Annotated in this window: 25 protein-coding genes; 7 read left to right on the top strand and 18 right to left on the bottom strand. The window is 72.4% G+C overall.

Translation table 11 applies throughout. The features are described 5' to 3' along the window. Positions 1-33: 33 nt before the first annotated feature. On the bottom strand, positions 34-474 hold the full coding sequence (locus tag IF22_RS34020; RefSeq protein ID WP_156057897.1) for a hypothetical protein: 441 nt from the start codon (positions 472-474) through the stop codon (positions 34-36). A 290-nt stretch (positions 475-764) separates the two neighbouring features. Between IF22_RS34020 and IF22_RS0126015 the strand changes: the two genes are divergently transcribed. Then, positions 765-1,061 (top strand): thiamine-binding protein, encoded by a 297-nt coding sequence (locus IF22_RS0126015; RefSeq protein ID WP_030336432.1) that lies wholly within the window; start codon positions 765-767, stop codon positions 1,059-1,061. Positions 1,062-1,250: 189 nt separating this feature from the next. Beyond that, positions 1,251-2,693, top strand: coding sequence for an NADP-dependent phosphogluconate dehydrogenase (gndA, locus tag IF22_RS0126020; RefSeq protein ID WP_030336434.1), 1,443 nt, complete (start codon positions 1,251-1,253; stop codon positions 2,691-2,693). Between the two features lie 227 nt (positions 2,694-2,920). Here the strand turns inward: gndA and IF22_RS0126025 are convergent, their stop codons facing one another. From IF22_RS0126025 to recO, 5 genes are all read right to left on the bottom strand, one after another. After that, positions 2,921-3,682, bottom strand: coding sequence for a pirin family protein (locus IF22_RS0126025; protein ID WP_030336436.1), 762 nt, complete (start codon positions 3,680-3,682; stop codon positions 2,921-2,923). Further along, positions 3,679-3,906, bottom strand: a complete 228-nt coding sequence (locus IF22_RS0126030) for a hypothetical protein (protein ID WP_030336439.1) — start codon at positions 3,904-3,906, stop codon at positions 3,679-3,681. The genes IF22_RS0126025 and IF22_RS0126030 overlap by 4 nt, the downstream gene beginning before the upstream one ends. Before the next feature lie 202 nt (positions 3,907-4,108). Then, positions 4,109-4,294, bottom strand: a complete 186-nt coding sequence (locus IF22_RS0126035; RefSeq protein ID WP_030336441.1) for a hypothetical protein — start codon at positions 4,292-4,294, stop codon at positions 4,109-4,111. A 71-nt stretch (positions 4,295-4,365) separates the two neighbouring features. Further along, positions 4,366-5,178 (bottom strand): isoprenyl transferase, encoded by an 813-nt coding sequence (locus tag IF22_RS0126040; RefSeq protein WP_030336443.1) that lies wholly within the window; start codon positions 5,176-5,178, stop codon positions 4,366-4,368. Between the two features lie 4 nt (positions 5,179-5,182). Next, on the bottom strand, positions 5,183-6,049 hold the full coding sequence (gene recO, locus IF22_RS0126045) for a DNA repair protein RecO (RefSeq protein ID WP_030336445.1): 867 nt from the start codon (positions 6,047-6,049) through the stop codon (positions 5,183-5,185). Between the two features lie 102 nt (positions 6,050-6,151). Between recO and IF22_RS0126050 the strand changes: the two genes are divergently transcribed. After that, complete coding sequence (locus IF22_RS0126050; RefSeq protein WP_081884043.1) at positions 6,152-6,964, top strand: DUF4097 family beta strand repeat-containing protein; 813 nt, start codon at positions 6,152-6,154, stop codon at positions 6,962-6,964. Here the strand turns inward: IF22_RS0126050 and IF22_RS0126055 are convergent. After that, positions 6,951-8,081 (bottom strand): acyltransferase family protein, encoded by a 1,131-nt coding sequence (locus IF22_RS0126055; RefSeq protein ID WP_051708794.1) that lies wholly within the window; start codon positions 8,079-8,081, stop codon positions 6,951-6,953. The two genes, IF22_RS0126050 and IF22_RS0126055, sit on opposite strands and share 14 nt — an antisense overlap. A 204-nt stretch (positions 8,082-8,285) precedes the next feature. On the opposite strand from IF22_RS0126055, the gene IF22_RS0126060 reads away from it, so the two are divergent. Continuing rightward, positions 8,286-8,471 carry a hypothetical protein gene (locus IF22_RS0126060; RefSeq protein ID WP_030336451.1) on the top strand — a complete coding sequence of 62 codons (186 nt, stop codon included), beginning with the start codon at positions 8,286-8,288 and terminating at the stop codon, positions 8,469-8,471. 31 nt (positions 8,472-8,502) lie between these two features. On the opposite strand, the gene era is transcribed toward IF22_RS0126060, so the two are convergent. The 7 genes from era to IF22_RS0126095 form a co-directional block, all read right to left on the bottom strand. Beyond that, complete coding sequence (gene era, locus IF22_RS0126065; RefSeq protein WP_156057903.1) at positions 8,503-9,399, bottom strand: GTPase Era; 897 nt, start codon at positions 9,397-9,399, stop codon at positions 8,503-8,505. A 5-nt stretch (positions 9,400-9,404) separates the two neighbouring features. After that, positions 9,405-9,791 (bottom strand): hypothetical protein, encoded by a 387-nt coding sequence (locus IF22_RS0126070; protein ID WP_030336454.1) that lies wholly within the window; start codon positions 9,789-9,791, stop codon positions 9,405-9,407. After that, entirely contained in the window at positions 9,784-11,208 is a 1,425-nt protein-coding gene (locus IF22_RS0126075) for a hemolysin family protein (RefSeq protein WP_156057900.1), read from the bottom strand. The genes IF22_RS0126070 and IF22_RS0126075 overlap by 8 nt, the downstream gene beginning before the upstream one ends. Next, a complete protein-coding gene (gene ybeY / locus IF22_RS0126080) occupies positions 11,184-11,657 on the bottom strand; it encodes an rRNA maturation RNase YbeY (RefSeq protein WP_030336457.1) in 474 nt (157 codons plus the stop codon). The genes IF22_RS0126075 and ybeY overlap by 25 nt, the downstream gene beginning before the upstream one ends. A 15-nt stretch (positions 11,658-11,672) precedes the next feature. Then, positions 11,673-12,731 (bottom strand): PhoH family protein, encoded by a 1,059-nt coding sequence (locus IF22_RS0126085; RefSeq protein ID WP_030336459.1) that lies wholly within the window; start codon positions 12,729-12,731, stop codon positions 11,673-11,675. Positions 12,732-12,862: 131 nt separating this feature from the next. Next, positions 12,863-14,251, bottom strand: coding sequence for a serine hydrolase domain-containing protein (locus IF22_RS0126090; RefSeq protein ID WP_051708795.1), 1,389 nt, complete (start codon positions 14,249-14,251; stop codon positions 12,863-12,865). Then, positions 14,248-14,607 carry a histidine triad nucleotide-binding protein gene (locus IF22_RS0126095; protein ID WP_030336463.1) on the bottom strand — a complete coding sequence of 120 codons (360 nt, stop codon included), beginning with the start codon at positions 14,605-14,607 and terminating at the stop codon, positions 14,248-14,250. The genes IF22_RS0126090 and IF22_RS0126095 overlap by 4 nt, the downstream gene beginning before the upstream one ends. Before the next feature lie 99 nt (positions 14,608-14,706). Between IF22_RS0126095 and IF22_RS0126100 the strand changes: the two genes are divergently transcribed. Then, positions 14,707-15,468 (top strand): SDR family NAD(P)-dependent oxidoreductase, encoded by a 762-nt coding sequence (locus IF22_RS0126100; protein ID WP_030336465.1) that lies wholly within the window; start codon positions 14,707-14,709, stop codon positions 15,466-15,468. Between the two features lie 282 nt (positions 15,469-15,750). On the opposite strand, the gene IF22_RS0126105 is transcribed toward IF22_RS0126100, so the two are convergent. From IF22_RS0126105 to hrcA, 3 genes are all read right to left on the bottom strand, one after another. Next, entirely contained in the window at positions 15,751-16,485 is a 735-nt protein-coding gene (locus IF22_RS0126105) for a 16S rRNA (uracil(1498)-N(3))-methyltransferase (protein ID WP_030336466.1), read from the bottom strand. Then, entirely contained in the window at positions 16,486-17,628 is a 1,143-nt protein-coding gene (gene dnaJ / locus IF22_RS0126110; protein ID WP_030336468.1) for a molecular chaperone DnaJ, read from the bottom strand. Positions 17,629-17,703: 75 nt separating this feature from the next. Next, a complete protein-coding gene (gene hrcA, locus IF22_RS0126115) occupies positions 17,704-18,726 on the bottom strand; it encodes a heat-inducible transcriptional repressor HrcA (protein ID WP_030336470.1) in 1,023 nt (340 codons plus the stop codon). Between the two features lie 225 nt (positions 18,727-18,951). On the opposite strand from hrcA, the gene IF22_RS0126120 reads away from it, so the two are divergent. Then, positions 18,952-19,575, top strand: coding sequence for a DUF4870 domain-containing protein (locus IF22_RS0126120; RefSeq protein ID WP_030336472.1), 624 nt, complete (start codon positions 18,952-18,954; stop codon positions 19,573-19,575). 50 nt (positions 19,576-19,625) lie between these two features. Here the strand turns inward: IF22_RS0126120 and hemW are convergent, their stop codons facing one another. Next, positions 19,626-20,849, bottom strand: a complete 1,224-nt coding sequence (gene hemW, locus IF22_RS0126125) for a radical SAM family heme chaperone HemW (RefSeq protein WP_030336474.1) — start codon at positions 20,847-20,849, stop codon at positions 19,626-19,628. A gap of 19 nt (positions 20,850-20,868) precedes the next feature. Here hemW and IF22_RS0126130 point away from each other — a divergent pair, with 19 nt between their 5' ends. Further along, complete coding sequence (locus tag IF22_RS0126130; protein WP_030336476.1) at positions 20,869-21,657, top strand: enoyl-CoA hydratase-related protein; 789 nt, start codon at positions 20,869-20,871, stop codon at positions 21,655-21,657. Positions 21,658-21,693 lie beyond the last annotated feature (36 nt).

The raw sequence follows: 21,693 nt of genomic DNA on the forward strand, positions 1-21,693 counted from the left end.
GTGGGGTGGGGCGGGGCGGGTGGGGTGGGGTGGTTAGCTGCGGCGGAAGGCGTAGCGGCGGGCTTGGCCGGCCTGTTGGCTGCGGCCGCTGCCGGAGCGGTTGCCGCCGCCCTGCGGCGGACCGGCCGTCGGTGCCTTCGGCCGCCCGGTTGGCTTCGGCAGGTCTGCCACCTTCGGCGCGTCGACAACCACCGGCACGTCGACCGCGTCCGGCAGGTCGACCGGCAGCACCACCTCGTCCGGGACGGCCGCCGACTGCGCCAACTCCACCAGCGCCCCCGGCTTGGCCAGCGCTCCCGGCTCCACCAGCGCCGCCGGCTCGGCCAGCGCCCCGGGCTCCATCAGCGCCGCCGGCAGGGACGGGTCGCGGGACGGCAGGGCGGGTGGCAGCGGGCCGTGGCCGGCCGCCGGGTCGACGCCGAGCGGCGTCGCGCTGGGGGTACGGGTCTTCTTCGGGTTACGCCTGGCAGGCATCCGGGCCTCCTTCAGTGCCGACCGGCACGGCCGGTCCCGCGCAGCGGCGGTCGGTCGGATCGGCTGGTGACCGCCGTCGCGCGACGGTCGAGTGGGGAAGGGACTGCTCACCGGTGTCGGGCAGACCGTCGCCGCCGAACGGCGGGGAGGGGGATGCGGGACGCCCGGGAGCGCACGGACCGCGACGCGGGACGGCGGGCCGGCTCGGAAGTGGGGCGTCAGTTACGCATGTCCGTACCGTAGCCACTGCCGCACCGGCGCGCATCCGTTTTTCCTGGCACCATCGGCTCATGCTGATCGCGTTCTCGATCACCCCGCTCGGCGGTGACGATTCGGTGGGTGACCTGGTCGCTGAGGCGGTTCGGGTGGTCCGTGCGTCCGGCCTGCCCAACCGGACCGATGCCATGTTCACCACCGTCGAGGGTGAGTGGGACGAGGTGATGGCGGTGGTGAAGCGAGCGGTCGACGTGGTCGCCGCGCGGGCACCCCGGGTGAGTGTGGTGCTCAAGGCCGACGTCCGGCCCGGGGTCACCGACGCGCTCACCGGGAAGATCGCCCGTATCGAAGCCCGTCTCGCCGAAGGCTGACGCGCGCGGCGGGCAATGACGACAGGTTTCCCTGTGCGGGGCTCGCCGACCATCGTCGGGCGTCGAAACCGCCAGCGTCATCGTCCACATCACGTGCAGTAACGCGACGTCGGTCACTGGTCCGTATCGGCTCACATCACGGTAAGTTTCCAAACGCTGATAGTGGTGTGACGAGAGGTGGCGGCACGGATGGCTGATCAGGCGAGGGCTCAAATCGGGGTGACCGGGCTGGCGGTGATGGGTCGCAATGTGGCTCGCAACCTGGCTCGCAACGGCTTCACGGTGGCAGTGCACAACCGCTCGCCGGAGCGCACCCGCAGCCTGGTCGCCGAGCACGGCGACGAGGGCACGTTCGTGCCGGGCGAGACGATGGCCGATTTCGTGGCGTCGCTGGAGCGGCCCCGCGCTGTCATCGTGATGGTGAAGGCCGGCGCGCCCACCGACGCGGTGATCGACGAGTTGGTGCCGCTGCTCGACGAGGGCGACATCATCGTCGACTGCGGTAACGCCCACTTCGCGGACACTCGTCGCCGTGAGGAGGCTCTGCGGGCGCAGGGGCTGCACTTCAGCGGCACTGGCGTCTCCGGCGGCGAGGAGGGCGCGCTGCGCGGGCCGAGCATCATGCCGGGCGGTTCCGCCGAGTCGTACGCGAAGCTCGGGCCGATGTTCGAGAAGATCGCCGCCCAGGTGGACGGTGTGCCGTGCTGCATGCACGTCGGGCCGGACGGCGCCGGGCACTTCGTCAAGATGGTGCACAACGGCATCGAGTACGCCGACATGCAGCTCATCGCCGAGGCGTACGACCTGCTCCGGGCCGGCCTGGACGCGACGCCGGCCGAGATCGCGGAGATCTTCCGGGAGTGGAACAACGGCGAGTTGGAGTCGTTCCTCATCGAGATCACCGCCGACGTGCTGGCACACACTGACGCGGCGACCGGCCGCTCCTTCGTGGACATCGTGCAGGACCGGGCCGAGCAGAAGGGCACCGGTCGGTGGACCGTGCAGAGCGCCCTGGACCTGGGCATCCCGATCACCGGGATCGCCGAGGCGACCTTCGCCCGCTCGCTCTCCGGGCACGTCGACCAGCGTGAGGCGGCCCGCCGGGCGTTCCCCGACGCGGGTGAGAAGTGGCAGGTCACCGACCGGGAGACCTTCATCGAGGACGTCCGCCGGGCGCTGCTCGCTTCCAAGATCGTCGCGTACGCGCAGGGCTTCGACCACATCCGCGCGGGCAGCCAGGAATACAACTGGGACATCGATCTCGGGGGCACCGCGACGATCTGGCGGGGCGGCTGCATCATCCGGGCCCGCTTCCTCAACCGGATCCGTGAGGCGTACGACCAGCAGCCGGACCTGCCGACGCTGCTGGTGGCCCCGTACTTCGCCGAGGCGGTCAGCGCCGGTGTGCCGAGCTGGCGACGGGTGGTGGGCGACGCGACCCGGGCCGGGGTGCCGACGCCCGCGTTCTCGTCGTCGCTGGCGTACTTCGACGCGTTGCGCGCCGAGCGGCTGCCCGCGGCGCTGATCCAGGGTCTGCGGGACAACTTCGGCGCGCACACCTACCAGCGGGTGGACCGCGACGGCTCGTTCCACACCACCTGGGCCGGCGACCGCACCGAGTCCCCGGCGTAGCCTGCGCAGCACCCCCGCGCCCCGCGCCCCGCGCGCCCGGCGCCCCGCGCGCCCGACACCTCGGGCGCCCGACACCCCGCGCGCCCAGCGCCCAGCGCCCAGCGCCCAGCGCCCAGCGCCCAGCATGATCGTGCTGGATCCATGATGTAGTGGCCTCCGCGAAAGGCGGAGGCCACTACATCCATGTTCCAGCGTGATCATGGGAGGGCGATGCGAGCCGGCGGCGGTCAGGCGACCGTGGCGTGCATCTCCCAGACGAGGATCTCGGCCGGTTCGTCGGCGGTGACCCGTCGGCCACCGGTCATGGTGAGCCGGGCGGCGTCGCCGGTGCCGAGCGGGCCGCTGCCCTCCAGCGTCACGGTGCCGTTGGGCACGTAGAGGTGCACATAGGGCGCGTCGGGGATGGTGACCTCGTCGCCGGGCGCGAGGCGGGCGGCGTGCAGGGTCGCGTACCGGTTGCGGATGCGGATCGCGGACGCGCCGTCGTAGCGGTCCATCCCGGAGGCGATCGGCACCAGACCGCCGCGCAGCAGCTCGTCCTCGATCTCCAGCTGCTCGTAGCCGGGGTCGACGCCCTGCTCGTCGGGGAGCACCCACATCTGCACGAAGTGCACCGGGTCGCTGTGCGGCTCCTGGTTGTTCAGCCGCCAGGCGTCGTTCTTCTCCGAGTGCAGGATGCCCGTGCCGGCGCTCATCCGCTGGGCCAGACCCGGGTAGATCACCCCGGAGTGCCCGGTCGAGTCCTGGTGCACCAGCGAGCCGCGCAGCACCCAGGTCACGATCTCCATGTCCTGGTGCGGGTGGGTCTCGAAGCCGGCCCCCGGCCGGACCACGTCGTCGTTGTTGACCAGGAGCAGGCCGTGGTGGGTGTTGGCCGGGTCGTAGTGCCGGGAGAACGAGAAGGAGTGCTTGGAGTCCAGCCAGGAGATCCGGGTGGCGAAGCGATCATCGGCCCGCCGGATGTCGACGGCGGGCGCGGGTGCGGTCACCAGGCACGCTGCCCGGCGTCGGGGGTCGACGGCGCCCAGCCCAGGGCCGGCTCACCGATGGCCAGTTCGGCGATCTCACCGCTGCGCAGCGACGGCGTGTGGCCGAACTCGGCGCAGTGCTGCTCGGCGATCTCGGCGCAGATCTCGGCCACCTGCTCACAGATCGGGTCGCCCAGATCGGCGGCGTTCAACGCCATGATCATCTTGAATCGGAGATCCCGCATCTCGCCCCCCGCCGCCGTCGTCCCACCACCTCCGGACCCTACCCGCCGCCCTTGCGCAGGACCCCGAAACGAGCACACCACCCCGGCTCGGCACACCGCTTCCCACCCGCGCGTCGGCCGGCAACGTCGTCTCGCCATCGAGGGATACGACGGCGCCGCCCGCACGGGGTGCGGGCGGCGCCGGGGAGAGCTGGGGGGTTGGTCAGAAGAAGCGGCGGCGCTTGGCCTTCTGCGGACGGATCAGGTCCGCACCCTTCGTCAGCAACCGGGTCGCCCCGGAGGGACCACGCCGGGCCTCCAGGGTGTGGCTGAGCCGGCGGGCGCCGGCAGCGGCCAGCGGCACCGCGATCGCCATCACCGCCCACTGGGCAATGCGCTTCTGGATCATGTGGGTTCACCTCCGTCAGTGGCTCCTGACGACTCTGATACCCAGAGTGACGTGCGGGTAAGCGCGTCGGCTCAGATAACCGGGGCGACCGGGTTGGGCAGCGCGCCGCCGAAGCGTCGGTCCCGCTGCGCGTACAACTCGCACGCGTACCAGAGGTGGCGGCGGTCGAAGTCGGGCCAGAGCGTGTCCAGGAAGACCAACTCGGCGTACGCGGTCTGCCAGAGCAGGAAGTTGGAGATCCGCTCCTCCCCGGAGGGGCGCAGGAACAGGTCCACCTCCGGGACCTCCGGGTGGTAGAGGTACTTCGCCACGGTCTTCTCGGTGACCTTCGCCGGGTCCAGCCGGCCGGCGGCCACGTCCCGCGCGATCGCGGCGGCGGCGTCACCGATCTCGGCCTGCCCGCCGTAGTTCACGCAGAACTGCAGGGTCAACGTCGAGTTGTCGCGGGACATCTCCTCGGCGGTCTGCAGCTCGGAGATGACGCTCTTCCACAGCCGCCCGGACCGGCCCGACCACACCACCCGGACACCGAGGTCGACCAGCTGGTCACGACGGCGACGGATCACGTCCCGGTTGAACCCCATCAGGAACCGGACCTCGTCGGGCGAGCGCCGCCAGTTTTCCGTGGAGAACGCGTACGCCGACAGGTACGGGATGCCCATCTCGATGGCGCCCTCGATGGTGTCGAAGAGGCTGTGCTCCCCCGCCTCGTGCCCCTTGGTGCGGGGCAGCCCGCGGTCCTTGGCCCAGCGGCCGTTGCCGTCCATCACCACCGCCACGTGCCTCGGCACCGCCTCGGCGGGCAGCGCCGGGGGGCGGGCCCCGGACGGGTGTGGCACCGGCGGGGTCGGCTCGCGCCGGCCAGCCTTCTTCGATCGGATCACTCGGTCACTCCCTGTTCGCGCCGTCCGCCCCGGCCTCGACGTCGCCACGTGGCCGGAGCACCACGGCCCCGGTGCCTTCCGGCGGCGAGGCCGCGCCGGCCGCCGAGGGACCCCGGTCGACCAGCGGCAGCGAGCGTAGCGCGCGCTCCAGGTGCCACTGCAGGTGAGCCGCGACCAGCCCACTGCACTCCCGACGTACGGCGGCGTCGGTGGCGTCGGCGATCACCCAGTCGCCGGTGGTCAGCGCGGACATCAGATCGATGGTGGCCGGCGCGGGATGAGCCGCCCCGGGTGGCCGACAATCCGGACAGACCGCACCACCGGCCGGTACGGAGAACGCCCGGTGCCGCCCGGGCGTGCCGCAGACCGCGCAGGCGACCAGCGCCGGTGCCCAGCCGGCCAGCGACATCCCCCGCAGCAGGTACGCGTCGAGCACCAGGGTGGTGGCGTGCTCGCCCCGGGACAGCGCCTTCAGGGCGCCCACGGTGAGCTGGAACAGCCGCAGCGACGGCTCCCGCTCCACCGGGGTCAGCCGCTCCGCGGTCTCGGCGATCGCACTGGCCGCCGTGTAGCGCGGATAGTCACCCAGGAACCGTTTGCCGTACAGGTCGATGCCCTCGACCTGGCTGACGGTGTGCAACGAGCTGCCCTGGTTGCCCTTCGGGTCACCGGCGAGCTGGAGGTCGACGTGGCCGAACGGCTCCAGCCGGGCACCGAACTTGCTGGTGGTGCGGCGGATCCCTCGGGCCACCGCGCGCAGCCGGCCGTGCCGGCGGGTGAGCAGGGTGATGATCCGGTCGGACTCGCCGAGCTTCTGCACACGCAGCACCACCGCGTCGTCGCGGTAGAGCTGTCGGCGATACCCGGCCATCGGGCCATTCTCCCTCGGGGTGTGAAATCAGGGTTGGTTCGGGGTGCAAGCGCGGATGAACCCCGATGCGGCCGAGTCGTGCCCGGCCGTAGCGTGCTGCTCATGCAACTGCGCCTGACCCCCACCACCCCCCGCCGGCGTCGCGTCGCCGCTCCCGTCGCGCTGGGACTCACCGCCACCCTCATCGTGCTCGCCGGGTGCGACAACCTGTCGTTCCGCCGGCTCGACTACGACAACACCGAGGCGGTCCGGATCACCACGGTCCGGGTCTCCGGTGGCTCGGGTGACGTGGTGGTGCGGGGCACCGGCCCGGCGTCCGAGGTGCGGATCAAGCGGGTGGTGCGTTACCAGGGCGGTGAACCGGACAACACCCGGTACGAGATCAAGGGCACCGAACTGGTGCTGGACACCGACTGCGGCTCGCGGTGCAGCATCTCCTACGAGGTGACGGTGCCGGAGGGCGTGGCGGTGCAGGGCGAGACCAGCTCCGGCAACGTCGAGCTGAGCCGGGTCGGCGCGGTGGAGCTGCAGGTGAGCTCGGGCGACGTGCGGATCTCCGGCGCGTCGGGCGCGGTCGGGGTGGAGGCCCGCTCGGGCAACATCGAGGTGAGCGAGGCCACCGCGGCGGTACGGTTGCGTGCCTCGTCCGGGGATATCACCGCACGCCGGCTGGCCGGCACTGTCGACGCCGAGGCCAACTCCGGCAACGTCGACGTCCAGCTCGACCAGCCCGCCTCGGCCCGGGTGCACGCCTCCAGCGGTGATGTCACGCTGCTGGTGCCCCAGGGCAGCTACCGGGTCCGGTCCAACGCCGACTCCGGCGACGAGACCGTCACCGTCGCCGACAACCCGGCCGCGTCCCTGGTGCTCGACGGTTCGGCCAACAGCGGCAACCTCACGATCAGCCAGCGTTGAGCGTGACGCTGGCCTCCTCCCGGGCCACCCGCTGCGCCGGCACCACCGCTCGACCGCCGGTCGTCCCGGCACCGTCCGACGTGTCGCCGCCCGGCTGGGCCGCCTCGTCGGCGGGCTGCGCCGCGCCACCGGGGATCAGCTCCGGGCGGCGGCGGGCGGCGACGTCCTCGACCCAGCCGACGGCCAGTGTGACCAACCCGACCAGGGCGAAGACCAGCAGCACCCGGATGGCCAGGCCCACCGGGTCCTGGTGGGACCAGCCCACCACGTCGACCAGTGGAGTGAGCGCCACCACGAACGGCATGTGCCAGAGGTAGACGGTGAGCGCGCGCCGGTTGAGCACGGTGACCGCCCGCTCGGCCAGTCGGCTCCGGCTCAGCCAGGAGACCCCGGCCGGTGCCCGACCCAGCACGATCAGGATGAATGCGGCCGACCAGAGGGCGTTGCCGAGGTGGTTGTCGTTCAGGTCGTACCCACGCGGCCCGGGATGCCCGACGATCCAGGCACCGCCGCCCACGGCGAGAGCGAGCGCCAACGGGTACAGCAGCCAACCGGAAAGTCGGCGCAGCATCCCGGCGTGGTGGGCGAAGCCGAGCAGCCACGCTCCGAAGTAGAGCCCGAACTCGCGCAGCACCGGCGGCGCCGGGTAGATCCCCACCTCGATCATCACCAGCAGGAGGTACGGGGCGAGCAGGGTCGGCAGCGGAGCACGCCGGAACAGCCAGAACGCGACCGGTGAGGCGAACACGAACCACAGGTAGTCGCGCAGGTACCAGATGACGCTCAGCGCCAGCGCGCCCCAGTGGTTGGCCGGCGGGTCGGCCACCGGGAACAGCCACAGCAGCACCCGGGGGCTCACCGGCAGCCCGGTGAACAGCATCGCTGGCACGAAGACCACAGCGACCACCCACAGCGACGGCAGCAGCCGACGCAGCCGACGCCCGACCGCCGCCGGCCCGGAGCGGGTCAGCGAGGCGGCCATCAGCGAGCCGGCCAGCGCGAACATCACCGACATGGCGGGGAAGACGAGGGTGAGGGTCGCCCATCCGGTGACGTGGTAGACGACGACTCGAACGATGGCCAGGGAACGGAGCAGATCGAGATACCGGTTGCGCATCAGCCTGCATCTGGGTCGGGGACGCGGGGCGTAACTCCCCTACCCTGCGCGGTGCCCGCGCGAAACGGTCACCACCCCGACCAAACGTGATCCTTTCCACCCAGCTGACCGAAATGACCTCTGGCTAATCGAGATCCAACTGCCGGAACACCGACGATTGCGGGGCCGGCGGCTCAGCCGGCCCCGCAACCACCGTGAGGGACGATGACTGAACCACTGGCCAGCCCGATCCTGACCCTCGGTCCGCCGGGCGGTTACCACGCCCGGGTCGATGTCACCGAGCGTGCCGAACTGCGCCGCGTCGAAGCCCGACCGGACCACCCCATCCCCATCATGGGCGTGGAACGGTTCCGGGTCCGCTTCTGGGCCGCACGTCCGGGCGAGGGGTGACCGGATCACCCGGCCGGTGAATGCTGGTGGATCAGAAACCCAGCTTGCGCAGCTGCCTCGGGTCACGCTGCCAGTCCTTCGCGACCCGCACGTGCAGGTCGAGGTAGACCCGGCTGCCCAGCAGCTCCTCGATCTGCTTGCGGGCGGTGGTGCCGACCTCCTTGAGCCGACTCGCCTTGTGCCCGAGCACGATGGCCTTCTGACTGGGCCGCTCCACGTACAGGTCAGCGTAGATCTTCATGACCTGGCCCTCGGGGATCATCTCCTCCACGACCACGGCGATGGAGTGCGGCAGCTCGTCGCGGACCCCCTCCAGCGCGGCCTCCCGGATCAGCTCGGCGACCAGCACCTGCTCGGGGTCGTCGGTGAGCATGTCGTCCGGGTAGAGCTGCGGCGACGGTGGCAGGTAACTGGTCATCACGTCGACCAGGGTGTCCACCTGGTGCCCGGACACCGCGCTCACCGGCACGATCTCGGCGAACTCCCCCATCTCGCTGACCGCGAGCAGCTGCTCCGCCAGGCGACGCTTGTCCACCAGGTCGGTCTTGGTCACCACCGCCAGCACTGTCGCCTTCAACCCGGCCAGCTCACCGGTGATGAACCGGTCACCGCGCCCGACCGGCTCGTCGGCCGGGATGCACAGGCCGATCACGTCGACCTCGGTCCAGGTGGACCGGACCAGGTCGTTGAGACGTTCACCGAGCAGCGTACGGGGGCGGTGCAGGCCCGGCGTGTCGACGAGGACCAGCTGCGACTCCGGGCGGTGCAGCACCGCCCGGATGACGTGCCGGGTGGTCTGCGGCTTGTTCGAGGTGATGGCGATCTTGGTGCCGACGATGGCGTTGGTGAGCGTCGACTTGCCAGCGTTGGGACGACCGACGAAGCAGCCGAACCCGGCCCGGTACGGTCGCGCCTGCGGATCCTGCACCGGGCTCACTCGGTCACCGTGCCGAGCACCGTGCCGTCCGGAGCGGCCACGTGGACCGGCGCGTCGGCCGCGAGGTCCCGCACCGCCGCGTGCCCGGCACCGTCCAGCGTCGACGCCTCGGTCACCACCACCGCTGCCTCCAACCGGCTCGCCCCGGCCGCCACCGCCGAAGCGACAGCCAACTGCAACGCGGTGAGCGTCAGCGACGGCAGCGCGACACTTGCCGCCGCGTACGTCCGGCCGTCCTGGTCGCGGACCGCGGCACCCTCCACGGCACCGACCCGGGCGCGGGCTCCCCGGGCCAGGACGACGAGCTTGCCGTCCTCGGCGCTCAGCGCGCCCGACGCGGTGGGGGTGGGCCGGGCGACAGGCGCGGCGGGTGTGTCAGGCATCGGCGGGTTGCCTCTCGTCGTCTCGGTAGTTGTCCGTGTCGTCCCCGGGGCCGGCGTGCTCGCCGCGCCCCGCGGTGTCCTGCTCGTGGCCCGGCTCCACCCGGCTGACCAGCACGGTGTCGATCCGGTTGCGCCGGCCGGTGGTGCCCTCGGCGACCAGGCGGAGGCCGGCGACCTCGGCCTCGGCACCCGGGATCGGCACCCGCCCCAGGGACTGGGCGAGCAGGCCGCCAACCGTCTCCACCTCGTCGGTGGGCAGGTTGGTGTCGAACATCTCGCCGAGATTCTCCACCGGCAGGCGGGCGGTCACCCGCACCGAGGAGTCCCCCAGCCGTTCGACGGGCGGGCGCTCGACATCGTACTCGTCGGTGATCTCACCGACGATCTCCTCCAGGATGTCCTCGATGGTGACCAGACCGCCGGTACCGCCGTACTCGTCGACCACGATGACCAGGTGGTTGCGGGCCGCCTGCATCTCGGACAGCAGGTCGTCGACCGGCTTGGACTCCGGTACGAAGGTCGCCGGGCGCATCAGCTCGGCCACCGGCAACTGCTCGGCCCCCGGGTCTCCGCCGCGGGAGCGCCGGATCAGGTCCTTGAGGTAGAGCACACCCAGCACGTCGTCGACGCTCTCGCCGATCACCGGGATGCGGGAGAAGCCAGAGCGCAGGAACAGCGCCAGCGCCTGCGCGAGCGTCTTGCCCTCCTCGATCCACACCATCTCCGTACGCGGCACCATCACCTCGCGGGCGATGGTGTCACCGAGCGCGAAGACGGAGTGGATCATCTGGCGCTCGCCGTGCTCGACCACGCCGCGTTGCTCGGCCAGGTCGACCAGTTCCCGCAGCTCCACCTGGGAGGCGAACGGGCCCTCCCGGAAGCCGCGCCCCGGGGTGACCGCGTTGCCGATCAGGATCAGCAACGACGCGAGCGGGTTGAGCGCCCGGCCCAACCAACGGACCAGCGGCGCCACCGCACGACCCACGGCGTAGGCGTGCTGCCGGCCGAGGGTGCGCGGGGCGACGCCCACGACCACGAAGCTGACCACTGTCATCGCACCGGCGGTCACCAGCGCGGCCCACCAGCCGGCGCCCAAGCTGTCCACCGCGACGAGCGCCACCAGCGTGGTGGCGGTCAGCTCGGCGAGCAGCCGCAACAGCAGGAGCAGGTTGAGGTGCCGGACCACGTCGCCGGCGACGACCTGGAGGGTACGGGCGCCGCGCACACCGTCGCGGGCCAGCTCGGCGGCGCGGGCGGGTGAGACGGCGGCGAGGGCCGCCTCGGTCATCGCGATCAGGCCGGCCAGCACCACCAGGCCGGCCGCGAAGACGATCAGCTGGAAGTCGGGAAGGCCGGCGGTGGCGCCGGCCGCCAGTAACGGAGGAGTTGACATCACTGGGTGCGGGTCGACCGCCAGCTCGCCAGCAGCCGAGCCTGGAGCGCGAACATCTCCCGCTCCTCCTCCGGCTCGGCGTGGTCGTAACCGAGCAGGTGCAGCACCCCGTGCACGGTGAGCAGGTGCAGCTCGTCGGCCGACGCGTGCCCGGCGGTCGCCGCCTGCTTGGCCGCCACCTCGGGGCAGAGCACGATGTCGCCGAGCAGTGCGGGCTCGCCGCCGGCCGGTGCGGACTCACCCGGGCCGTGGTCGACGCTGCCCTCGTCCATGGGGAAGGCGAGCACGTCGGTCGGGCCGTCGCCACCCATCCAGCGGTGGTTCAGCTCGGTCATGTAGTCGATGTCGACCAGCAGCACTGACAGCTCGGCGAGGGGGTTGACCCCCATCTCGTCGAGGGCGTGCCGGGCGACGGCGAGCACGGCGTCGGTGTCGACGTCGACACCGGACTCGTTGGCGATCTCGATGGACAACTGCTTTCCTCTGCTTTAGCGGCGGCGGCCGGCCCGGCCGCCCTGGGCGGGTCGCCCAGGCACGGCGTGAACGCCCTGCGCCTGCTGATTCTCCCGCTCGGCGTCCCAGCGGGCGTACGCGTCGACGATCTCGCCGACCAGCCGGTGGCGGACCACGTCGGAGCTGGACAGCTGCGAGAAGTGCACGTCGTCGACGTTTTCCAGGATCTCCCGGACCACCCGCAGGCCGCTGCTCGTCCCGCCGGGAAGGTCCACCTGGGTGATGTCACCGGTCACGACGATCTTCGAGTTGAAGCCGAGCCGGGTGAGGAACATCTTCATCTGCTCGGGCGTGGTGTTCTGCGCCTCGTCCAGGATGATGAACGCGTCGTTGAGCGTGCGGCCCCGCATGTAGGCCAGCGGCGCGACCTCGATCGTGCCGGCGGCCATCAGCTTCGGGATCGTCTCCGGGTCGAGCATGTCGTGCAGCGCGTCGTAGAGCGGGCGAAGGTAAGGGTCGATCTTCTCGTTGAGCGTGCCGGGCAGGAAGCCCAGCCGCTCGCCCGCCTCGACCGCCGGACGGGTGAGGATGATCCGGTTGACCTGCTTGGCCTGCAACGCCTGGACGGCCTTCGCCATCGCCAGATAGGTCTTGCCGGTGCCGGCCGGGCCGATGCCGAAGACGATGGTGTGCGTGTCGATCGCGTCGACGTACCGCTTCTGCCCGAGCGTCTTGGGGCGGATGGTGCGCCCGCGCCGGGAGAGGATGTTGAGCGTCAGAACCTCGGCGGGCCGCTCGGCGCTGCCCTGCTCGAGCATGCCGACGGTACGCCGGACGGCGTCAGTGGTCAGGGTCTCGCCTTTCTCGATGAGTTCGAGGAGCTCGCTGAAGACCCGCTCGGCGAGAGCGTTGTCCGCGGGGTCACCGGTGATGGTGATCTCGTTGCCGCGGACGTGCACGTCACTGGTGACCGAGCGTTCGACGAGTCGGAGGATCTCGTCGCCCGCGCCGAGCAGATTCACCATGATCTTCGGGTCGGGCACGGTGATCCTGGTCTGCACCCGGGGCGGGCCGGGAGGTGGGGTGCCGGTCATAGGTCGGGCCGAAGGGCCCTGCGCCACCTGCTCTCGATCTCGGCGCCGGCCTGCTGGCCTGGCGTGCGGACGTTACACCCATCGTATCGGTTCAACACGGGCCGCATCGCGCCCATTTCCGCTGGCCGCGATCAACCCCCGGCCCGGAAGTCGTACCGGTCGAAGGTCTCCTGGTGGCGGGTGAACCGGTACGTCGCCCAGTGCATCCGGACCACCACGCCGGCCTCGTCCCGGGTCAGTCGCAGCAGCTCACCGGCCTCCCGACCGGAGACCACCCGGAACACGTCCGGCTGGTCCGCCAACGGGGTGAAGATCGCCGGCGGTCGTCCGGCCGGGTCGGCGACCCCGCGCGCCCGCAGGGTGCCGTCGTGCCAGGAGAAGACATACTCGCTGCCCTCGCCCCACCAACGGCCGAGCGCACCCCGCAGGGCCGCCGGAGCGGGTGCGCCGGGCCGCCAGGGCTCGATCTCGGCCGGATCGTGCTCGACCGCCGCGGCGAGCAGCCGGTGCGGCAGGTCGAACACCTCGGTCGCCGTGCCGGACGAGCCGAGCACCGCGGCGCCCATCGCACCTGCCGTGCCGTCACCACCGCGACGGCCGTACACCCCGGCGAGGAAGCCGGGCATCGCCCCGTCGTGCCCCACGTGCATCACCCGTTCCCCCTGTGGGATCAGGATCAGCCCGAGCCCGAAGCCCGCGCCCCAGAGCGTCTCGTCAGTGGTGGTCAACGGCCAGCGCATCTCCTCCAGGGTGGCCGGGGCGAGGACCGCGCCGGCCGGGTCCAGGGCAGCCGGGTCGGCCAGGAACGCCGCCCAGCGGGCCATGTCGGTGGCGGTGCTCCACAGCTGGGCGGCCGGGCCGACCGCGCCGAAGTCGGTCGGCGGTTCCGGGTGCGCCTCGTCGGAGTACGCGTCGACCAGGAACCCGGTGGCCGCCGTCGGCCGTGGGGTCACTGTGGTGTCGGTCAGCCCCAGCGGCGTCAGGATCCGCTCGGTGAGGGCCTGCGCCCAGCTCCCGCCCCGTAGTCGGGCGACAAGTTGACCGAGGACTGCCATACCCAGGTTCGAGTAGTGGAACCGGCGGCCGGTCGGCAGCACCCGCTCGGCGCGGTCCAGCTCGGCGACCAGTTGGTCGGCGTCCGGTGCGCGCAGGCTGTCCCAGACGTCGCCGAACGGCTCGCGTTGCAGGCCAGCGGTGTGCGACAGCAACCGGCGTACGGTCAGCTCACCGTGCGCCGGGAGGTCGAGGTGCCGGCCCACCGGGTCGTCCAGGTCCAGCAGCCCGTCGTCGCGGCACTGCAGGACCAGCACCGCGGTGAACGTCTTGGTGACCGAGCCGATCCGGAACTGGGTGCCCGGTCCCAGCGGGTTGTCGGTGCCGGTCCCGCCGACGGTACGGGTCCAGAGCGGTCGGTCGGCCCGGTGCAGCGCCGCCGACACCGCCGGCACCCGGGCGTCGGCCTGCACCCGCCGGACGAGTCGGTCCAGGTGCTCGTGCACGCGGCTGTCCGGCACGCTCACCCGAGGTCCCGGGCCAGCATCGGGCCCAGCGGCGCGCCACCGAGCAGGTGCGCGTGCACGTGGAACACCTCCTGCCCGCCGTACGCGCCGGTGTTGAACATCAGCCGGAAACCGTCGCCGAGCAGGCCCTCGTCCTCGGCCACGGCGGCGGACGTCGCCAGCACGTCGGCGGCGAGCGCCGGGTCACCCTGGGCGAGCGTCGCCACGTCGGCGTAGTGCTCCTTCGGAATGACCAGCACGTGCACCGGCGCCTTCGGGTCGATGTCACGGAAGGCGAGCGTGGTGTCGGTCTCCCGGACCACGGTGGCCGGGATCTCCCCGGCGACGATGCGGCAGAACAGGCAGTCGGATCCCATCGGGGCAGTGTAAGGAGTAACGGGCCGGTGCCGCCGTGGCGCGGTCCGCGCCGCCGGCCCGTTCGCCGGCATAGAAACGGCTGAGGCAGGATGGCCGGCATGACGGATCGGGCGGTACTCGTGACCGGGGCCTCGCGCGGGATCGGCAGCGCGGTGGCAATGGCGTTCGCGGCCAGCGGTGACCGGGTGGCCATCCACCACCGCGACTCCGCCGACGCGGCCGAGCGGCTGCGCGCGCGGCTACCCGGCGCCGGGCACGTGGTGGTCCGCGCCGACCTCACCGATCCGGACGCGGTCCGGGCCATGGTCGACCGGGCCGCGGAGCTGCTCGGCGGGCTGGACGTGCTGGTCAACAACGCCGGGACGTACGGCGACCGCGACGACCCGCACCCGGTCTTCGGCGCCTCGTACGAACAGTGGCAGAACCGCTGGCGGCAGGTGCTGGAGACCAACCTGACCGGTGCCGGCAACGTCATCTGGTGCGCCGCCCAGCACATGCGGGAGCGCGGCGGGCGGATCGTCAACGTCTCGTCCCGGGGCGCGTTCCGCGGCGAGCCGCACCAGCCGGCGTACGGTGCCAGCAAGGCGGGGCTGAACGCGTTGGGTCAGTCCCTCGCGGTGGCGCTCGCGCCGTACGGCATCACGGTGGCAACCGTCGCGCCGGGGTTCGTGGCGACCGACATGGTCACCGAGTACCTGCGCGGTGAGGAGGGCGCCGCCATCCGGGCGCAGAGCCCGTTCGACCGGGTGGGCGAACCGGAGGAGATCGCCGCGGCCGTGCACTGGCTGGCCTCGCCGCAGGCCACGTGGGCCTCCGGCACGATCGTCGACCTCAACGGCGCCTCGTACCTGCGCAGCTGACCTCGCGACCCGAACCCGCTGCGGCGTCCGCCCGACGGACCGGCGGTGGGCCGCGGCCCCCGACCGACCGGCGGTGGGCCGCGGCCCTGCGGGCCGACGGCGAACACCACATTGAGCGTGATGCCTGTCAGTCATCGTGATGACCCAGAGGCATCACGCTCAATCGAGCGGGCGGCTCCGATCCGGCCGGACCACAAGCCAGCGCGCGGCGGAACACCAGCGGCCGAAACGAGCGACGGGCCACCAGCGGCCGCAACGAGCGGCGGCGTCAGGGGTGGCCAGCTACCAGCGGCCGAGGCGGGTGGCGAGCACGCTGAGCGCGGCCACGCCGGCCGTGGAGGTACGCAGGACCTCCGGCCCGAGGCGTACCGGCCGGCCACCGGCCTCGCGGAAGGCTGTCAGCTCAGCCGGGGCGATGCCACCCTCGGGGCCGACGACGAGGACGATCTCCCCGGCCGACGGCAGGTCGACGCCGGTCAGCGGCTCCTCGGCCTCCTCGTGCAGCACGAACCCGGCGGCGGCACCGGCGATCCGGCGGGCCACCGTGGCGGTGGACTCGTCCGGCGCACCGGCCACCACCGGTAGCCACGGTCGGCGGGCCTGCTTGGCCGCCTCCCGGGCGGTGGCCACCCACTTCTCCCGGGCGCGTACGCCCCGGTCGCCGCGCCACTGGACCACCGAACGCGATGCCGCCCAGGGGACGATCTCGTCCACCCCGACCTCGGTCATCGCCTGCACGGCCAGCTCGCCCCGGTCGCCCTTGGCGATGCCCTGCACCGTCACCAGCCGGGGTACGGGCGCGTCCGCGTACCCCCGGGAGGTGACGGTGACCTCCAGGCTGCCCCGGCCGACGGCCGTGACCACGGCGGCGGCCGTGCCACCCCGGCCGTCGGCGAGCAGCAGCTCCTCGCCGACGCGCAGCCGCTGCACGGTGGCGGCGTGGTGCCCCTCCGGGCCGTCCAGGGTCAGCGTGTCGCCGGTGGGCAGCGCCTCGACCAGGAACAGCGGCGCGGACACTCAGGCGTGCCCGTTGAACGCGTCGCGCATCCGGGAGAAGAAGCCGCCCTGCTTGGACAGCTCGGCGACCTCCTCGCCACGGGTCTTGGCGAAGTCGCGCAGCATCTTCTCCTGGTCGGCGTCGAGCTTGGTCGGGGTTCGCACGTCCAGGTGGACGTAGAGGTCACCCCGGCCGGTGCCGCGCAGGTGCGGGACGCCTCGGGCGCGCAGCCGCAGCGTGCTGCCCGGCTGGGTGCCGGGCTTGACGTCGACCGGCTCCTCGCTGTCCAGCGTCTTGATGGTCAGCCGGGTGCCGAGCGCGGCGGCGGTCATCGGCACGGTGACCCGGCAGTGCAGGTCGTCGCCCTTGCGCGAGTAGACGTCGTGCGGACGTTCGTGGATCTCCACGTAGAGGTCACCGGCGGTGCCGCCGCCCGGGCCGACCTCGCCCTGCTGGGCCAGCCGGATCCGCATGCCGTCCTCGACGCCGGCCGGGATCTTGACGGTCAGCGACCGGCGGGTGCGCACCCGGCCGTCACCGGCGCAGGTGGGGCAGGGGTGCGGGATGGTGGTGCCGTAGCCCTGGCAGACGGTGCACGGCCGGGCGGAGACCACCTGACCGAGGAACGTCCGCTGCACCGACTGCACCTCGCCCCGACCGCCGCACGCCTCGCAGGTCGCCAGGTGCGTGCCGGCGGCGGTGCCGGCACCGGAGCAGGTGGTGCAGAGCACAGCGGTGTCGACGGTGATCGGCGCCTCGACGCCGAACGCCGTCTCGTGCAGGTCGAGTTCGAGTCGCAGGATCGCGTCGGCACCCGGGCGGGTACGCGGCCGAGGGCCACGGGCGCCACCCGCCGCGCCGCCGAAGAACGCGTCCATGATGTCCTGGAAGCCGACGAACGGGCCGGCTCCACCGGGGCCGCCCGGGCCACCGGCGCCGCCCCCCGGGGCGAGCGGGTCGCCACCCAGGTCGACGATCTGCCGCTTCCGGTCGTCCGAGAGGACCTCGTACGCGGCGTTGATGTCCTTGAACTTCTCCTGAGCCTCCGGGTCCGGATTGACATCCGGGTGGAACTGGCGTGCCAGCTTGCGGTAGGCGCGCTTGATCTCGTCATCGGAGGCTTCCCGGCTCACACCGAGAATGCCGTAGTAGTCCCTGGCCACTGCGTTCCGTGTCCTCATGTTCGTCTCGCGTTGCGCCGGTCGGCGGCCGCAGCCGGCCGCATCGGCCCTGACCAATCAGTTCTGGGCCAGCAACTCGCCCACGTAGCGTGCCACGGCGCGCACCGTGGCGATGTTGCCGGGGTAGTCCATCCGGGTGGGCCCCAGCACCCCGAGCCCGCCCACGATGGTGGTGCCCGGGCCGTAGCCGGTGCTGACCACCGAGGCGGCGCGCAGGTTGTCGAACTCGTTCTCGTCGCCGATCAGCACCCGGGTCGTGCTCGGCTCGGTCTCACCGATGAGCTTGAGCAGCACGACCTCCTCCTCCAGCGCCTCGAGGATCGGCCGCAGCGAGCCCTGGAAGTCGAGCAGCCCGCCCCGGGTGAGGTTGGCGGTGCCGGCGAGGGCGATCCGTTCCTCGTGCCGTTCGACGAGCGTCTCCAGCAGCACGCTGGCGAGCGTGGTCATGGTCGGTCGCAGCCCGGTCGGCGCTTCCTCGACCAGCGCCTGCACCAGCGGTGGCGTCTCGGACAGCCGGGCGTTGGCGAGCTTCTCGTTGATCAGTCGGCGCAGGTCGGTGACGTCGTCGGCGGGCACCGGCCCGGGCAGCTCCACGAGTCGCTGCTCCACCCGGCCGGTGTCCGCGATCATGACGAGCATCAGCCGGGTGGTGGAGATCGGCACCAGCTCCAGGTGACGCACCGAGGAGCGGGCCAGGCTCGGGTACTGCACGACGGCGACCTGCCGGGTGAGCTGGGCGAGCAGCCGCACCGTGCGGTGCACCACGTCGTCGAGGTCGACAGCGCCGACCAGGAAGCGCTCGATGGCCCGGCGCTCGGCCGGGCTGAGCGGCTTGACCCGGGACAGCCGGTCGACGAAGAGGCGGTAGCCGCGGTCGGTGGGCACCCGGCCGGCACTGGTGTGCGGCTGCCGGATGTAACCCTCCTCCTCCAGCACGGCCATGTCGTTGCGGACCGTCGCCGGGGAGACCCCGAGCTGGTGCCGCTCGACCAGCGCCTTGCTGCCGACCGGCTCCTGGGTGGAGACGTAGTCTTCGACGATGGCGCGGAGCACTGCGAGTTTCCGGTCGTCGAGACCCATCCTCCGCACCTCCTGTCGCACGTCGGCCGCCGGCGCCCTGGGCCGGCCGAGCCGTCCTGGCACTCGACTGTAGCGAGTGCCAGTCTACGTCGGCAGGCCCGCCGACGCGATGATCAACGGCCACCGGTCGGTGCGGCCCGCGCCACCGCACTGGGCCGATCGGCCCGCACTGCCGGGCGGTGTCGCTCTGGTGCGGCGTTGCCACGGGCCCCTACCGTGACATCCATGACTGAACCTCCTCGCCCTCCCGGTTCGGGTGAGCCCGGCAACTACCCGCCGGAGCCGACCTCCCCGGGCCCGTTCCCGTCGGCCGAGCCGCCCACCGCACCACTGTCGGGCGCACCCGGCCCGGCCGGCTATCCCCCGGCCGGTGGCTATCCGCCTCCCACCGGTGACCAACCGACGTCAGGTGGCTACCCTCCGGCAGGCGGCTACCCCCCGCCCGGGGGCTACCCGCCCGGCGGCTATCCGGCCGGTGGGGCCTACGGCAGCCCCGGCGGCGGCTACGCCACCAACGAGGACAAGACCTGGGCGTTGGTCGCCCACTTCGGCGGCGCGCTCGGCGCGCTGATCAGCTTCGGTCCGCTGGGCTTCGTCGCCCCGCTCATCGCCTACCTGGCCCGTGGCCAGCAGTCGCCGACCGTCCGGGCGCACGCCCTCGCCGCCCTGAACTTCCAGATCCTCTGGTCGATCATCGCGTTCGTGCTGCTCTTCGTGAGCTGGTGCCTGCTCTTCCTGCCCAGCATCGCCGTCGTGGTGATCCAGATCCTGTTCGGGATCATCGCCGGCGTGAAGGCCAACGAGGGCACCCCGTACCGCTACCCGATGACCGCCAACTTCATCAAGTGAACCGGGCCGGCCGCTCCCCCGGCCGGTTCGGCACACCGCCCGCCCTGCGCTCAGGGCAGCAGATCGCGGACGACCGCGTCGGCGAGCAGTCGCCCGCGCACTGTGAGCACCGCCCGGCCGGCGGCGTACTCGTCGGCGGCCAGCAGGCCGCCGGCCAGCGCCCGCTCCGCGCCGGCCCGCCCGGCGGCGTCGAGCACCGCCAGCGGGAGACCGCTGGCCAGCCGCAGCCGCAGCATCACGTCCTCCATGTGCGCCTCGTCGACAGTGAGCACCTCCCGGGCCAGCCCGGGAGACGCACCGGCGGCCAGCCGCTGGGCGTACGCGGAGGGGTGTTTGACGTTCCACCAGCGCACCCCGCCGACGTGGCTGTGCGCCCCCGGGCCGAGGCCCCACCAGTCCGCGCCGGTCCAGTAGAGCAGGTTGTGCCGGCACCGGGCCTGGTCGCTGCGGGCCCAGTTGGAGACCTCGTACCAGGAGAACCCGGCCGCGTCGAGCGCGGCCTCCGCCGCCAGGTAGCGGTCCGCGGCCACGTCGTCACTGGGGTACGCCAGCTCGCCGCGCCGCATCCGGGCGGCGAGCCGGGTGCCGTCCTCGACGATCAGGGCGTACGCGCTGACGTGGTCCACCCCGGCGGCGACCACCTGCTCCAGCGAGGCGGCGAAGTCCTCGGCCCGTTCCCCCGGAGTGCCGTAGATCAGGTCCAGGTTGACGTGCGCGAACCCGGCGTCGCGCGCCTCCAGGGCGGCGGCGGTGGCCCGGCCGGCGCTGTGTGTGCGGTCCAGGATCGCCAGCACCCCCGGGGAGGCGGACTGCATGCCCAGCGAGATCCGGGTGTAGCCGGCCGCCCGCAGCAGCTTCAACGATTCCGGGGTGACCGACTCGGGGTTGGCCTCGGTGGTCACCTCGGCGTCGGCGGCCAGCCCCCAGGTGCGGTCGATCCCGTCGAGGATGCGGGCCAGGTCGTCGGCGGGGAGCAGGGTGGGCGTGCCACCACCGACGAAGACGGTGTCGACCCGGGGCGGCGGGTTGTCGCCCAGCACCCGGGCGGCGAGCGCCAGCTCGGCCAGGACGGTGTCGGCGTACCCCTCGCGGCTGGCACCGCCGCCCAGTTCGGCAGCGGTGTAGGTGTTGAAGTCGCAGTAGCCGCAGCGACTGGCGCAGAACGGCACGTGCACGTACACGCCGAAGCCGCGCGCGCCGACCGCTGCGGTGGCGGTGGCGGGCAACGATCCGTCGACGGGGACGGTCTCACCATCTGGAAGGACGCCGGGCATGGCCACTAGTGTGCCCGGCATGACTTCTCCCGACGTCCTCGTGCGGGTCGCCACGGCCCGTGGGGTGACCACCCTCACCCTGGACAGCCCACACAACCGCAACGCGCTCTCCACCGCCCTGATGACCCAGTTGCTGGCCGGGCTGGCGGACGCGGTGGCCGACGAGGCGGTCCGAGCGGTAGTGCTCGACCACACCGGCCCGGTTTTCTGCTCCGGGGCGGACCTGAAGGAAACCGCCATGGCGTACGCCAGCGGGACGGTTCCGGCCGGCATGTTGGGTGATGTGCTCGCCGCGGTCTGGGAGTGCCCGAAGCCCGTGCTGGCTCGGGTGGCCGGGCCGGCGCGGGCCGGTGGCCTCGGCCTGATCGCCGCCGCCGACCTGGCCGTCTGCGCCGACGAGGCGACGTTCGCGTTCACCGAGGTCCGCATCGGGGTGATCCCGGCGGTGATCTCGGCGACCGTGCTGCCCCGGCTGCACCCCCGCGCCGCCGCCGAGCTGTACCTGACCGGCGACACCTTCGACGGTCGCCGGGCCGCCGAGATCGGCCTGGTCACGGCGTCGGTTCCGGCGGACGGGCTGGACGACGCCGTGCGCGGCTACTGCGACTCGCTGGTGCGCGGCGCGCCGGGCGCGTTGGCCGGCGCGAAGGATCTGCTGCGCCGGCCGGCCACCGCCGAGCTGCGTGCCGAACTGGCCCGGCTCTCCGCCGTCTCGACCGGTTACTTCCTGTCCGACGAGGGACGCGAGGGGGTCACCGCGTTCCGCGACAAACGTCCGGCGCGCTGGGTGCCCGCTCAGGACGACTGAGGGTCAGGGGCGCCGCCGGGAGCCGCGGCGCCCATG

It is taken from the genome of Micromonospora parva (genome assembly GCF_000718515.1).
GTDB lineage: Bacteria > Actinomycetota > Actinomycetes > Mycobacteriales > Micromonosporaceae > Micromonospora > Micromonospora parva.

Excerpts from the sequence above, each read along its gene's own strand:
- IF22_RS0126060 (WP_030336451.1), top strand. The coding sequence starts at position 8,286 with ATGACTGAACCACTGGCCAGCCCGATCCTGACCCTCGGTCCGCCGGGC.
- hrcA (WP_030336470.1), bottom strand. The coding sequence starts at position 18,726 with ATGGGTCTCGACGACCGGAAACTCGCAGTGCTCCGCGCCATCGTCGAA.
- hemW (WP_030336474.1), bottom strand. The coding sequence starts at position 20,849 with ATGCCCGGCGTCCTTCCAGATGGTGAGACCGTCCCCGTCGACGGATCG.
- gndA (WP_030336434.1), top strand. The coding sequence starts at position 1,251 with ATGGCTGATCAGGCGAGGGCTCAAATCGGGGTGACCGGGCTGGCGGTG.
- IF22_RS0126050 (WP_081884043.1), top strand. The coding sequence starts at position 6,152 with ATGCAACTGCGCCTGACCCCCACCACCCCCCGCCGGCGTCGCGTCGCC.
- IF22_RS0126030 (WP_030336439.1), bottom strand. The coding sequence starts at position 3,906 with ATGCGGGATCTCCGATTCAAGATGATCATGGCGTTGAACGCCGCCGAT.
- IF22_RS0126055 (WP_051708794.1), bottom strand. The coding sequence starts at position 8,081 with ATGCGCAACCGGTATCTCGATCTGCTCCGTTCCCTGGCCATCGTTCGA.
- IF22_RS0126015 (WP_030336432.1), top strand. The coding sequence starts at position 765 with ATGCTGATCGCGTTCTCGATCACCCCGCTCGGCGGTGACGATTCGGTG.
- IF22_RS0126130 (WP_030336476.1), top strand. The coding sequence starts at position 20,869 with ATGACTTCTCCCGACGTCCTCGTGCGGGTCGCCACGGCCCGTGGGGTG.
- IF22_RS0126070 (WP_030336454.1), bottom strand. The coding sequence starts at position 9,791 with ATGCCTGACACACCCGCCGCGCCTGTCGCCCGGCCCACCCCCACCGCG.
- IF22_RS0126095 (WP_030336463.1), bottom strand. The coding sequence starts at position 14,607 with ATGGGATCCGACTGCCTGTTCTGCCGCATCGTCGCCGGGGAGATCCCG.
- recO (WP_030336445.1), bottom strand. The coding sequence starts at position 6,049 with ATGGCCGGGTATCGCCGACAGCTCTACCGCGACGACGCGGTGGTGCTG.
- IF22_RS0126035 (WP_030336441.1), bottom strand. The coding sequence starts at position 4,294 with ATGATCCAGAAGCGCATTGCCCAGTGGGCGGTGATGGCGATCGCGGTG.
- IF22_RS0126085 (WP_030336459.1), bottom strand. The coding sequence starts at position 12,731 with ATGACCGGCACCCCACCTCCCGGCCCGCCCCGGGTGCAGACCAGGATC.
- IF22_RS34020 (WP_156057897.1), bottom strand. The coding sequence starts at position 474 with ATGCCTGCCAGGCGTAACCCGAAGAAGACCCGTACCCCCAGCGCGACG.
- IF22_RS0126120 (WP_030336472.1), top strand. The coding sequence starts at position 18,952 with ATGACTGAACCTCCTCGCCCTCCCGGTTCGGGTGAGCCCGGCAACTAC.
- IF22_RS0126100 (WP_030336465.1), top strand. The coding sequence starts at position 14,707 with ATGACGGATCGGGCGGTACTCGTGACCGGGGCCTCGCGCGGGATCGGC.